The organism is Niallia sp. M35 (assembly GCF_050971705.1).
Classification (GTDB): domain Bacteria; phylum Bacillota; class Bacilli; order Bacillales; family Cytobacillaceae; genus Niallia; species Niallia circulans_A.
Map to the genome: position 1 here is coordinate 94,701 of NZ_JBPCEP010000018.1, position 13,433 is coordinate 108,133.

11 protein-coding genes are annotated in these 13,433 nt (G+C 35.2%); all 11 read right to left on the reverse strand.

Annotated features, from left to right (window positions below; genetic code table 11):
* Window positions 1-156: 156 nt before the first annotated feature.
* Complete coding sequence (locus NiCM35_RS22420; protein ID WP_095330873.1) at window positions 157-1,317, reverse strand: sugar ABC transporter permease; 1,161 nt, start codon at window positions 1,315-1,317, stop codon at window positions 157-159.
* Window positions 1,292-2,833, reverse strand: a complete 1,542-nt coding sequence (locus tag NiCM35_RS22425; protein ID WP_163187939.1) for a xylose ABC transporter ATP-binding protein — start codon at window positions 2,831-2,833, stop codon at window positions 1,292-1,294. Before NiCM35_RS22425 ends, NiCM35_RS22420 begins: the two co-directional genes overlap by 26 nt.
* Window positions 2,834-2,901: 68 nt before the next feature.
* Window positions 2,902-3,999: a D-xylose ABC transporter substrate-binding protein gene (gene xylF / locus NiCM35_RS22430; RefSeq protein WP_123258926.1), complete on the reverse strand. Its 1,098-nt coding sequence runs from the start codon at window positions 3,997-3,999 to the stop codon at window positions 2,902-2,904.
* 383 nt (window positions 4,000-4,382) lie between these two features.
* Window positions 4,383-5,999, reverse strand: coding sequence for a response regulator (locus NiCM35_RS22435; RefSeq protein ID WP_433780785.1), 1,617 nt, complete (start codon window positions 5,997-5,999; stop codon window positions 4,383-4,385).
* A gap of 11 nt (window positions 6,000-6,010) precedes the next feature.
* Window positions 6,011-7,771 (reverse strand): sensor histidine kinase, encoded by a 1,761-nt coding sequence (locus tag NiCM35_RS22440; RefSeq protein ID WP_433780786.1) that lies wholly within the window; start codon window positions 7,769-7,771, stop codon window positions 6,011-6,013.
* A complete protein-coding gene (locus NiCM35_RS22445) occupies window positions 7,772-8,809 on the reverse strand; it encodes a substrate-binding domain-containing protein (RefSeq protein ID WP_433780787.1) in 1,038 nt (345 codons plus the stop codon).
* A 330-nt stretch (window positions 8,810-9,139) separates the two neighbouring features.
* Window positions 9,140-9,799 carry a phosphate signaling complex protein PhoU gene (phoU, locus tag NiCM35_RS22450; RefSeq protein WP_123258922.1) on the reverse strand — a complete coding sequence of 220 codons (660 nt, stop codon included), beginning with the start codon at window positions 9,797-9,799 and terminating at the stop codon, window positions 9,140-9,142.
* Window positions 9,800-9,811: 12 nt separating this feature from the next.
* Window positions 9,812-10,642, reverse strand: a complete 831-nt coding sequence (gene pstB / locus NiCM35_RS22455; protein ID WP_303981471.1) for a phosphate ABC transporter ATP-binding protein PstB — start codon at window positions 10,640-10,642, stop codon at window positions 9,812-9,814.
* Between the two features lie 19 nt (window positions 10,643-10,661).
* Window positions 10,662-11,486, reverse strand: a complete 825-nt coding sequence (gene pstA, locus NiCM35_RS22460; protein WP_095330857.1) for a phosphate ABC transporter permease PstA — start codon at window positions 11,484-11,486, stop codon at window positions 10,662-10,664.
* Between the two features lies 1 nt (window position 11,487).
* Window positions 11,488-12,402, reverse strand: coding sequence for a phosphate ABC transporter permease subunit PstC (pstC, locus tag NiCM35_RS22465; protein WP_235850287.1), 915 nt, complete (start codon window positions 12,400-12,402; stop codon window positions 11,488-11,490).
* Between the two features lie 38 nt (window positions 12,403-12,440).
* Window positions 12,441-13,274 carry a phosphate ABC transporter substrate-binding protein gene (locus NiCM35_RS22470; RefSeq protein ID WP_095330855.1) on the reverse strand — a complete coding sequence of 278 codons (834 nt, stop codon included), beginning with the start codon at window positions 13,272-13,274 and terminating at the stop codon, window positions 12,441-12,443.
* Between the last annotated feature and the right edge of the window lie 159 nt (window positions 13,275-13,433).

The window sequence follows — 13,433 nt, forward strand, 5'->3', positions numbered from 1 at the left end:
ATTTTATGCAATTTTATTCTCTACTTTAAAAATATTCGCTCATCTCTCTTTAGAATATGTTTTTTTCTTTGTATTTGCTTTACCTATTTTCACCATAAAAAATCCTCACCTTTTTACAAGGTAAGGACTCTTCTACTCATTAAGCTAGCCTATTATTTACTTCTTACTTGATATATCAATCCAAACGGCAACAATTAAAATAAGTCCTTTTACTATATATTGCCAGAAGGTTTGGATATTCATCATACTCATTCCATTGTCGATACTAGCCATAATTAAAGCACCAATTAGTGCTCCAACAATTTTTCCTTTTCCTCCTATCAGACTAGTTCCACCGATAACACATGCAGCAATCGCATCAAGCTCATACATATTCCCCGCACTTACGGTTGCTGCATTTAATCTACTTGTTAACAGAACACCCGCCACACCAGCAAGCCCTCCCATCGTAATAAACACCCACAGCGTATTCCATTTTATATTAATCCCTGACAATGCCGCTGCCTCTTGGTTTCCCCCAATTGCATAGACATATCGGCCGAATGGTGTTTTATTTGAAATAAAGATAAAGATTGCAGCTATTGCTAAAACGATTAAGATTGGAATTGGAATACCTAAATACCGATTCAACATATAGGTTGCTAGCAGGATAAAAAAGGAATAAGCTACAGTCTTACCATAGTCTATCTTAGCAGCAGGGATCATTAAGCCCATATTTTTTCGTTTTGTACGATGTTTGGTCGTCCAAAGGAATAGCAAAGCGATACTAACTAATGCAAGAATATATCCAGGAATGTATGGAAAATAACTAGTTCCAATTTTTTTAAAACTATCACTCATTGGTGCGACTGTTTGTCCCTTACTTATACCAATGAGTATACCTCGGAAGATAAGCATTCCTCCAAGTGTAACAATAAAGGCAGGAACAGCTCGGTAAGCAACCCACCATCCTTGCCATAATCCTAAAAGCGCTCCCACAATTACTGCACAAAGGACTACTAAAAAAGTATCCCAATCATACCAGACTTGCAAAATTGCCGCGATTCCTCCTGTTAATCCTACTAATGCTCCAACTGATAAATCAATATGACCTGCAACAATTATTAGCGTCATACCAATAGCAAGGACGGAAATAACGGACATTTGCGTAAATAAATTAGAGATATTTCGGGAAGAAAGAAATTCACCTCCAGTGAAAAAACCAAATATTAATGCAATTAATAGTAAAGCGATAATAAGTGTATAAGATTGCATATCAACTTTAAAGCTTATTTCTCTTTTCTTGCTCTCTTCAACTGTTTGATGTTGAATATTCATTTTTCTTCCCTCCTGTGGCGCATGTCATAATTTTTTCTTGGGTAGCTTCTTCTCGTAAAAATTCGCCAGAAATTTCACCCTCAGCCATAACTAGCACTCTATCTGACATTCCTAATACTTCAGGCAGTTCAGATGAAATAATAACAATTCCGACCCCCTGTTGGACAAGTTCATTAATAATCTTATAGATTTCATATTTCGCTCCAACGTCAATTCCTCTTGTCGGTTCATCAAGAACTAATATTTTCGGGTTATTTAACAGCCACTTACTTAGAACTACTTTTTGTTGGTTTCCACCACTTAGTTGTCCAACTCTTGCTTCTAAGCTCGGTGCTTTCAACTTCATTTTTTCCGTTATATCTGTTGCACTTTTCACTTCTAATGCCTGATCAATAACATTTAGCTTAACAACTTTATTTAACGCCGCTAACGTCGTATTTTTTGTTATATCCATTCCTAACACAAGACCGTAGCGCTTACGGTCCTCTGAAACATACGCTAATCCTTCTTTAATTGCATCAGCCGGTTTTTGGATATTTGTTTCTTTTCCATCTATGATGACCTTTCCTTCTTTTTTTCCTTTGAATCCACCGAAGAGACTAATAAATAATTCTGATCGTCCAGCTCCCATTAATCCTGAAAATCCTAAGATTTCTCCCTTTTTAAGTAAAAAGGAAACTTGATTAATGATTTTATTTCCTTGCTCATCATAGACAGTATAGTCTTTCACTTCTAAAATATTTTCTTTACTAATAGCATGCTCCTCATATGGGAACAGTTCTGTTAATTCTCTTCCAACCATCTTTGTGACTATTTTATCCTCTGATAATTCCTCAATGGAATTAGTGCTTATCGTCTGGCCATCTCTTAATATGGTGACCGAATCAGCAAGTGACATAACTTCTCCTAATTTATGAGAAATATAGATGCAGGTAACTCCTTGTGAACGTAGATCTTGCAATAAATGGATTAAGATTTCTACATCACTTTCTGTTAAAGCAGCAGTTGGTTCATCCAAAATGAGTATGCTTGTTTTTTTCGTTAAAGCTTTTGCTATTTCTACCAGTTGCTGTTTCCCGACTGTTAAATCGGCAACTTTTGTTTGCGGATCAATATTTAACCCAATATGATCGAGCCACTTTTGGGCCTCTACATAAATTTCATTCCAATTGATTATTCTTTTTCTCATTAACTCATGACCAAGAAAAAGATTCTCGGCTACTGACATTTCCCCTACAAGCGCAAGCTCTTGATAGATAATACCAATTCCTGCCTCCTGCGATTCTTTAATAGATTTAAACTGAACTGTTTGACCATTAATGATGATGTCACCTTCATAGGTTCCATGTGGATAAACGCCACTTAAGATTTTCATTAATGTTGATTTTCCCGCACCATTTTCTCCGCAAAGGGCATGAATCTCCCCCCTCTTTACGGAAAAAGTAACATTATCTAAAGCCTTAACACCCGGAAATTCTTTCACAATCCCTTCCATTTGAAGCGCATATGTGTCCATTATTCATTCACCACCTATTAGTCAGGGAAAGCATTAGCTGCTCCCCCTTTAATTAAATATTTTGAGACTTACGGACGTTCTGGTCGTTCATTTTCTGGAACATTTTTATAGATATCATCATAAGAATGGAATCCATCTTTAACAACAGTGTCAACAATGTTCTCTTTACCTACTTTAATTGGATCCAATTTTATAAATGGCACATCTATCTTTCCATTATTAACAGTTGAATCAGATGACACTTTTTCTCCTTTTCCTAGTTGAACAGCTACTTCAGCGCTCTTTGTTGCAATTGCCTTAATTGGTTTATAAACGGTCATTGTTTGAACACCTTCTGCAATACGCTGCACTCCTGCTAAGTCTGCATCTTGGCCAGAGATAACTACTTTTCCAGCTAAATCCTGTGCTTCTAGTGCTTGAATTGCTCCCCCGGCAGTACTATCATTAGATGCCACTACTGCATCAATATCATTCTTATTGGCAGTTAAAGCGTTCTCCATAATTTTTAATGCTTCATTTGCATCCCAATCTTTTGCCCATTGATCACCGACAATTTCAATATCACCTTTATCAACTAGCGGCTGAATAATATTCATCTGTCCTTCTCTAAACATCTTGGCATTATTATCAGTTGGTGATCCTCCCATTAAGAAATACTTTCCTGAGGGTACTTTTTCAACAAGATACTCTGCTTGCATTTCCCCAACCCGTACATTATCGAATGAAACGTAGGCGTCAATATCCGTGCCATTAATTAATCGGTCATATGCTAACACAGGAATCCCTTCGGCCTTAGCTTGATCTACTACCGTTGACAGGGCATCTGAATTGATAGCAATAATAACTAGTGCATCGATACCTTGTGAAAGCATATTTTGTATTTGCGATAATTGTTTTGCCTCATCACCATTTGCTGATTGTACTAACACATTTGCTCCTAGCTCTTCTGCTTTTTCAACAAAAAAATCACGATCATGTTGCCAACGCTCTAATGTTAAATCAGAGACGGAAAGACCAATTGTAATCTTCTCTTTTTCTGTTCCCCCTTCATCCTTATTTCCTTTCTCATTTGCTGGTGTGCCATTTGCATCCTGTCCACACGCAGCCATGATAAACATTAGAGATAGAATAAGTACAAGCGAAAGAAAACTGTTACGTTTTTTCATAAAAATACCCCCCTAATTTTTAAGTAATTGATAAGATTGAATTCCTTTTCTATTAGTAAGACATAAGTTGATTGCCGAATATGAAGTCGGCCCTCGGTACGTATAGGCGAGTAGAAATGACTTCGTTTCTTCCCTCCTCCAAACCATTTGTAAACCGCTTTCATACAAAGAATATATTTTTTCCTCCCTATTGGAAATGGAATATTTTTTATAATCCTTTAATATTTTTCGAAGTTCCTATTTTCTTCTTCAGTAAAGAAAACTTAGATCTGCTGAAGTTTTACTGCTATTAAAAGTGGAATAAAAAAAACACTCATCATGGATGAATGTTTTTTGCATAGTGTTTCACTACAATTTTTTTGCTGTTAATCCTCCCCACTATTTTACTCATTCCGATACTGGGTAGGATTAACTCCTGTTACTTTTTTAAATACGGAGCTAAAGTAATAAGCATCTCTATACCCTATTTGTGCGGCAATTTCTTTAATACGTAAATCTGTATTCTTGAGCAGCTCTTTGCCCTTTCGGATACGTAAATTTGTTAAATATTCACTAAAATGTTGGGAAGTGATGTCTCGAAATAATATGCTTAAATAGCTGGGACTTATATTAAATTTACGGGATAGGCTCGTTAGGGAAATATTCTCGGCAAAGTTTTCATTCATGTACTCCTTCATTTCCGCAATAAGCCTGTCTATTCGATTACCGCGTTTTGATTCGATGAAGGAATGAATAGCGGAATAAAAGGAATATAAGCAATCCTCTATTTCTTTATAAGTAAAATTATTCTCTTGATTAAAGATAGGTAGTCCCGTTTCTCCGAATATTTCGTTCACATCGTACCCTTGTTCATTTATTGTCTTACAGGACATAAATACGATATTATTAATGGCTGTTGCCACTGCTTCATATGGAATACTTTCATTCTTAAGTTCTGCAAGCAATTCCGCTACGTCCTTTTTTACTTCTTCAAAGTCACCTGATTTTAAATCCTGATAAATTTTATGATTTACTATTTTGTGTAATTGCTTGCTGTAATAAGTATGGTTGCTGATAATATTATGATAGAAATACATATCGCCAGAACCATGAATTCGACTTAATGCAGCTGCAGAACAAGCTTCTTCATAGGATAAATGTAAATCAAGTAATTGATTATACTTATCTCCTATCCCAATTATTAAAGTGAAGCCTTTTTCCTGATCTTCTTTCTGAATAACCTTTCTTAGTTGATGTCTAATACCAATATCTTCGAAGACAATTAACACAATTTGATCCATTTTATAATTTAAGATATAGCCCTTTTCTATCTGTCCACGTTCAGAGAACTGCCCCCATTCTTTTTCCAGCAGACGAGAAAGTCGCTTATAGATCGATACATTAAATAAATACTTATCATTTTCCTCCATTTCACTTCGATCTGTTTGAAGTTGTTCAATATTTAGGACGGCTACAAAAAAGGAAGCATTCTTAAGATGTTCCATTTCCATATATTTCAGGTTATTATCTAGATCTCCCACAAAACTATTGGTCAGGAGATTCTGGATTAGTTTTTCTCGTAAAGAATGCTTATTTTCTTGCAATTGTCTCTTCATTTTTTCTATATTTTCTTGTTCTCCCTTATCCCGAAGCAAATCATTCTTTACATTTAATACGAGTTTTAATAGATTCTTAGATTGAAAAGGCTTTAGCATATAATCACAAACCTTTAAAGTAATTGACTTTCTTGCAAAGTCAAAGTCTGCATGACCTGAAATAATGATTACTTTTATTTCTGGATAAAACTCTTTTACATGTTTTGTTAGTTGGATGCCATCCATTTCTGGCATTTTGATATCGGTAATCAGAATATCAATATGGTTTTCAGCTAATATTTTTACTGCTCCTGAACCATTTTCCGCTTCAAATACTTGTTGGAAACCATGACTTAACCAATTCGTATTATTGATTATTTTGTGACGAATCATATCTTCATCTTCTACAACCAATAAATTAAACATAGGATTCCTCCTCATATTTTTACAATAGGTAAAATGACTGTTACAGTTGTTCCCGCATTTGGTTTACTTTTAAAATAAATCCCATACTCCATTCCATAGGTTAATTTTATTCGCTCATTCACATTTCGAATGCCAAAATATTCATTTTCATCCTCTATTTTTTCTATTCCTGTTAATACATTATTAATGTGATTCACCTTTTCAGCTGTCATTCCCACCCCATTATCAATGACTTCCAGAACCACTGCTCCCTCCTTTTCTTTGCCTTTAATTTCAATTAGTCCCCTTGTTTTCATCCGTCGTACACCATGATAAATCGCATTCTCTACTAATGGCTGCAAAATAAGCTTGACCGTCTCAAAATTTAATATCTCTTCGTCTACTTCTACTTTCGTATCAAATTTATTAAAAAAGCGAAATTCCTGAATCGTAAAATAGTTACGAATATGCTCGATTTCTGCACCAATAAGAATGACATCCTTTCCATGGCTTAACGATGTTCGAAAAAACATGCCAAGTGCTTCTATTAAGTCTAGCGCTTCTTCAATTCGCTCTTGCTCTAATAATCCAATAATCGAGTCTAATGTATTATAAACAAAATGAGGTTTTATTAATTCTTGTAGTGCTTTCATCTCTATTTTGCGAATTTTCACTTGATCATCCATCGTTTTTTGAACGAGCCATTGAATTCGATTCATTAATTCATTAAAACTGCTTGCTAGTTGCCCTATTTCATCGTTCGTTTTGACTTGTGCTCGAATGGCTAAATTATCATCTGCAAACCGTTTAATTGTTCTGCGCAAATCACGAATTGGATTTGTTAAGATATTCGTTAAATAAATACTTATGAGCACAACGACCAGAAGGCTGCCCACAGCAATTACAAGGGTTATCTGCCGGATTTTATTTATGTCTTCATTAAGTTCATCTGCATAAGTGACCCCAATAATATTCCAACCTGTAATCTCAGATTGTTTAAAGTTAACAAGATAATGTTTTCCCTTTACCGCTTCTTCAAATGATCCTTTATCTGAATTTAACAATCTATCATTGTTCATTAGTTCCTTTATAAACATAGGATGACTAGTATCTGCCGGAAAAAATTCTACCTCCCCTGTTCTATCTGTAAAATAGACATACCCTTTCTCTCCTAATTTGATATCGTTTACAATTCGATTCAATAGATTTACATCAATATCAATAATCAAATAAGCTGGTTCACTTAAACTAGGAGATAAAATTTTCTTTCCAATAGAAAAAACATTGCGATTAAACATATCCATATAAGGTGATTTTACTGCAAATTGCGCTTCATCTATTTTTCGCATATTCGTAAAAAAAGGATCATTCATATCGCTCCAATATACGCCTTGAGCGCTTATTGTCTCTCCTGTATGAGAAATGATTCTTATATCCACTAAATCGGATTTCATATTCCTAATTAGTTCTATCGTTTCCCATAAACGAACAGTATATTTCTGTATCCCATCTATATCTCCTGCCTCATTCAACCTTAAGTACTGAATTGTGTAATAATCATCATAGATATCTAGAATATTCTCGATATCTAAAATGTATGTTTCGATATTTTTATCCACACGCTCAATTACTTCATTGGTATAAACATTGATACTATTTTGGAGATCATTGATGTAATATTGATAGGAAAGATAACCAAGAATTAATAACGGGATAAGACTAAGTGCCAAGAAGCAGACAATCATTTTTGTTCGGATACTATAAAGATCGATCCATTTCAGCCATTTCTTCATTTATTTTATCTCCCACGGCTTTTTTCTTTTTAACAGTTCTTCATAATTATCTGCATTGCCGTATTCCAATCCCGTATATATCATCGTTTCTTTAACTTTGTCCCCATTAATGAATTTATACATGTTTTCAACACTTAGACGTCCCATTTCCTGAAAGTCTTGTCCAACTAGCGCATCTGCTAATCCTTTATTGGCAGCAAATACTATTGGATAAAATGTATCAACAATCACAGCTATACCGCCAGTTTCTTTCCACCTTTTATATGAAATCATCCCTTCAGGAGGAGAAAATAACGGCCATGCTCCAGCACTAAAAAACAAATCAAAATGAGGATTCTTTTTCACATAATTCTCTAGAAGCTCTGAAGCGCGATTTATGTCATCATAGGATTCTACCATATCAACAAACTCTAAATCTAATTCTTCCGTTGCATCTTTAAATCCTTCGATTCTCTCTTGCATATTGACACTTTCCTTCACCCCAGTCATAATCAAAACTCTGAGATGACGCTGATGCAATTTTTTTTCTTTTACTATTTTCACCAAAGATTTTCCACTTTCTTGTCCAAGTTCATAATTATTCGTTCCAACATAAAATGCCCGATTGCTAGCCGGTGCATCGGAATCAAAAGTAGCCACCTTTATCCCTTGTGATACTGCTTTATTGATAAGCGGAGTCATTTTCTTGGTATCCAAGACACTGATAACAATGCCATCTACCTTTCTTTCAATTAAGCTCTCTACTATTTTTGCTTGCTCCTGACTATCGACTACCATCGGGGCCAACCATTCCATTTTCACCCCTAACTGAGAGCTTACTCGTTCTGCTTCTTCCTTTGCTTCTATGAAAACTGGATTATCAAGAGACTTTGTAACAAAGGAAATTATCTTTTCCTTATCTTGATTAAGCAATGGCTCTTTATAGATCGCTTGTTCATGGGGGTTATTTTTGATACGAATGCTAGTTGCCTGTTTATTTTCACATGCACTAACGAATATAAGCAGAATTACAAACAAGATATAGCCTTTGTTTTTCATACTTTCTTCCCCTAACCTACTCATTGATTGGTCTAGCTCATATAAAATTAAAGAAAGGTTACTCTATAAGCATCCTAAATGAAACCGCTACCAAAATTATAGTTAGTAAATAAAAAAGAAGACACCAATTTAGTTGAATTAAAATGAATTGTTTTTAAGAAATTTTTTACAGATGACGAAATACATTATTGCTAACAATATTTTCTATTTATAATGATGTGTTTGTCAACATTAAAGTCACCAATTCTTTTGAACTGGTGACTTTAATGTTAGAATATGAACTCAATCGATTAAGGGATAGAGGTCTATACTTTTCAAATTGCTTTTCTCTTAGGAATTAAAATCATAAATCTTTCCTTTAATCAAATATCCTGTGCTTTCCGCCATATTGGTTATATGGTCAGCTGTTCTTTCCAAATAACGGTTGATAAATAATAATTGAACAAGCTGATTTGTTTCTTCGGGATGTTCACTTAAATAGGCTGTCAATTTTTTATAGGTTTCTAAATAATAATCATCCACTTTATCTTCTAACTTACTTACTTCCTTTGCAAGGACAATATCTTCCTCTATAAAGGATTTTACTGCTTTTTGCAGCATTTCGATTGATAGTTCCTTCATTTTCTCTAAATGGGTTAAATCCAGAAGAGAAGTTGCTTTTCCTATCTTAATTGTTGCTTTAGCAATGTTTACAGCAAAATCAGCTACTCGCTCAATTTCGGATGAAATTTTGATAACACCAATTACAACACGTAAGTCTCTTGCAACAGGCTGTTCCTTCGCCATTAACCAAATTGCAAAATGATTAATTTCAGATTCTAGATTATCAATGTCATTATCTTCTTCCATTACATTTAAAGCAATTTCTACATCTTGCGCTTTTAATGCATCAAAAGCCTCTTCTAACTGAGTAATGGACATTTCACCCATTTCACTAATTTTTTGTTTTAACTCGCCTAGCTTCTTCTCAAAGTTTTCTCGAATGACCATTAGTTCCTCCTATTATCCAAATCGACCTGTGACATAATCTTCTGTCCGCTGATCTTTAGGTGTGGAAAAAATCTTATTTGTTTCATCGTATTCAACTACTTCTCCGTTTAAGAAAAAGGCTGTTTTATCGGAGATTCTTGCTGCTTGCTGCATATTGTGTGTAACAATAACAATTGTATAATCCTTTTTCATTTTTGTAATCAGCTCTTCTACCTTCAATGTAGAAATCGGATCTAAAGCAGAAGTAGGCTCATCCATTAAAATAATATCTGGTTTCATTGCAATTGCACGAGCTATACAGACACGCTGCTGCTGTCCACCCGATAAGCCAAGTGCAGATGTCTTTAAGCGGTCTTTTACTTCATCCCAAATCGCAGCCCCACGTAAGCTCTCTTCGACAATTTTATTTAATTCTTTTTTGTTTTTAATGCCTTGCATTCTTGGACCATAAGCCACATTGTCATAAATACTCATCGGGAATAAATTCGGCTTTTGAAAAACCATGCCGACTCTTGTACGAAGCTTAATAACATCATTGGAAGAATAGATATTTTCTCCATCAATAATAATATCTCCTGCAATTTTTACGCCATCGATTAAATCATTCATTCGATTCAATGTTCTTAGGAAAGTTGATTTTCCACAGCCAGAAGGTCCAATTAAAGCTGTTACTTTCTTTTCTTCAATATCTAGGGTTACTCCAAACAAAGCCTGTTTTTCACCGTAAAATAAATTTAGGTCACTTACACTAATTTTTGATGCACCCGTTGTATCTTCTTGACCAACCTTTAAGAATGCTTTCCCTGTTTTCTTTTGACTTTTTTCTGTTACTGTTGTAGTCATAAACATACCCCTTTAAAAATTAGTAGTCTGCTTTGTTTAGCTTTTTCGATATAAATGTTGCGATAAGGTTTATAGCAAGAATAATAACGATTAGCACAATACCAACTGCTGCCGCTAATTCAATATCTCCAGACTCTTGTGTTACTAAGAAGGAATGAACCGTTAGCGTACGAGCGGAGGACAACAGGCCCTCTGGCATGGCAGCAACTGTTCCTGCCGTTAAGAAAATAGCTGCTGACTCCCCAACTATTCTTCCGATAGATAAGATAATTCCTGATAAAATTCCTGGCATCGCACTTGGTAAAATAACTTTATACAATGTTTGCAATCTTGTTGTACCAAGGGCTAATGATCCTTCACGATAAGTAGGAGGAACTGTCTTTAAAGATTCCTCGGTTGTTCGGATAATAACTGGCAGTACGATAATCGTTAATGTCAAAGATGCCGCTAAAATAGACATTCCTAATTTTAAGGTGGTTACAAAGAATACTGCCCCAAATAAACCATAAATAATTGAGGGAATACCTGTTAAACTTTCTGTTGCAAAGCGAATGATTTTTACCAATCGACCTTGTTTCGCATACTCTTGTAAATAAACAGCTGCTAATATTCCAATTGGTGTAGCAATCAGCAAGGAAATGACAATCGTATAAATTGTTGTGACAATCATCGGCCAAATTCCACCGCCGCCACTTGGAGAATAGTCACCAAAAATAAAATCGAAGCTGAGCAAGTGAGCTCCTTTATAAAAGATATAGCCAACAATCATAACGAGAACAGCAACAGATAAGAAAGCAGAAAACCAAAGAAGGCCGCGTAACAAGTTATCTTTCATTTTTCTCATCTTATTTGCCACCCTTCGCACTAATTTTCGCTAAAACAAAATTCAAGATTAAAATAAACGAGAATAATACAATCCCAGTTGCAAATAACATTTCTTGATGCGTTCCTGCTGCATAGCCCATTTCCAATGCAATGTTTGTTGTCAGTGGGCGTATACTATCTGTTAAGCTTGTTGGCACAATCAAACTGTTACCAGCAACGAGAATAACCGCCATTGTCTCACCAATCGCTCGACCTAAGCCCAATACAATGGCTGTCATAATACCTGACTTCGCTGCGGGGACAACAACCTTAAAGATTGTTCCAATTTCCGATACACCAAGCGCAAGGGAACCTTCCCGGTATGTTTTTGGTACAGCGCGAATCGCTGTCTCTGCGACTGTTACAATCGTTGGCAGCATCATAATTGCTAATACTAAAATAACCGCTAATAAACTTTGTCCTTTTACTAATCCTAAAGTATTTTGTAAAAAAGGTACGATAATTGCTAGTCCAAAAACACCATATAAAACAGATGGAATACCAGCTAAAAGCTGAATGGCTGGTGAAACAATTTTGGCTATTGGCTTTGATGCGATTTCCGCCAAGAAGATAGCTGTGAATAATCCAATGGGAACTCCAATAATAAGTGCTCCTATAGTTGCATACAGAGATGCGACAATCATGGGCCAAATCCCAAATTCTCCTTCACTAGGCACCCAGTCGACTCCAAAGAGAAAATCAAAAAAACTAAATCCTTCTGCAATAAAAGGATGGGCCCCTTTATAGAAAACAAATCCAATAATTAATACTAAGCTGATTACGGAAAGAAGGGCACAAAACAAGAAAACTCTTGCCGAAACCTTCTCAAACATATATTTCCTCTTATTTGCTTTGCCCATTGCTGAGGCTTGCTTTTCGGTTGTTTGAATAGACACTCTATTTTCCTCCAAGATTACTTCTAAAGATTTTGGTATTACTTAATAGGAATTGCTCCTGCCTCTGCTGCAATTTTTTGCCCTTCATCACTTAGAATAAAATCGATGAACTTCTGCCCATTTGCAGTTAAATTCCCATCTTTATAGACAAATAAAAATGGTCTTGATAACTTATATTTTTGCTCTAATACATTTTCGGCAGTAGCAGCAACGCCATCAATATCGATAGTCGAAATAGCATCATCAATATATTCAAAAGAAATGAAGCCTACGGCATGTTTATTATTTGCAACTGTCGTTTTAATATTTCCATTTCCGCTGGCAATGATAGAGTTTCTAATTAATTCACCAGAGCTATAGCCTACAATTTCTTGAAAAGCATCACGTGAACCAGATCCATCTTCACGAGAAACAACAACAATCTCCATATCATCGCCGCCAAGCTGACTCCAGTTTGTCACTTTCCCAGTGAATATTTGCTTTACTTGTTCTAATGTCAATTCTTTCACTTTATTGCTAGGATGTGTGACAACTACTATTCCATCGTAAGCAATAACTACTTCTTTTAATTTTCCTTTCTCTTCATCTTTTAAATCTCGTGAAGACATTCCAATTTCGGAAACGCCACTCATCGCATTTGTAATTCCTGCGGAAGATCCAATTTGATTTATTTCAATTTTAGTTTGATCGTGTTCATGATATTTTGCTGCTAATTTCTCAGCAAGTGGTCCAACGGAAGTAGATCCTGAAATCGATATGGGTTTACTGTCATTTGTTGATTGTTCCGTTTCTTCATTACTTGAACATGCTGATAATAAAAGGAGTATAGACAGTAACGAGAGTACTATTTTTAGTTTTTTTATAATGACCATGATTTACCTCCAAAAAGAATAGCAACTATTTATGTCATTTCTTGTCTAATAGTATGATAAATCTCCACTGTAAATATTCTATTGACTGAATGTAAAGGTTTTGTAAATAACGTTAAAAGCAATCTACCTAATGTTATTTTTTGTAAATATCCAAAAAAA

Excerpts from the sequence above, each read along its gene's own strand:
- NiCM35_RS22420 (WP_095330873.1), bottom strand. The coding sequence starts at position 1,317 with ATGAATATTCAACATCAAACAGTTGAAGAGAGCAAGAAAAGAGAAATA.
- NiCM35_RS22425 (WP_163187939.1), bottom strand. The coding sequence starts at position 2,833 with ATGGACACATATGCGCTTCAAATGGAAGGGATTGTGAAAGAATTTCCG.
- xylF (WP_123258926.1), bottom strand. The coding sequence starts at position 3,999 with ATGAAAAAACGTAACAGTTTTCTTTCGCTTGTACTTATTCTATCTCTA.
- NiCM35_RS22435 (WP_433780785.1), bottom strand. The coding sequence starts at position 5,999 with ATGTTTAATTTATTGGTTGTAGAAGATGAAGATATGATTCGTCACAAA.
- NiCM35_RS22440 (WP_433780786.1), bottom strand. The coding sequence starts at position 7,771 with ATGAAGAAATGGCTGAAATGGATCGATCTTTATAGTATCCGAACAAAA.
- NiCM35_RS22445 (WP_433780787.1), bottom strand. The coding sequence starts at position 8,809 with ATGAAAAACAAAGGCTATATCTTGTTTGTAATTCTGCTTATATTCGTT.
- phoU (WP_123258922.1), bottom strand. The coding sequence starts at position 9,799 with ATGGTCATTCGAGAAAACTTTGAGAAGAAGCTAGGCGAGTTAAAACAA.
- pstB (WP_303981471.1), bottom strand. The coding sequence starts at position 10,642 with ATGACTACAACAGTAACAGAAAAAAGTCAAAAGAAAACAGGGAAAGCA.
- pstA (WP_095330857.1), bottom strand. The coding sequence starts at position 11,486 with ATGAGAAAAATGAAAGATAACTTGTTACGCGGCCTTCTTTGGTTTTCT.
- NiCM35_RS22470 (WP_095330855.1), bottom strand. The coding sequence starts at position 13,274 with ATGGTCATTATAAAAAAACTAAAAATAGTACTCTCGTTACTGTCTATA.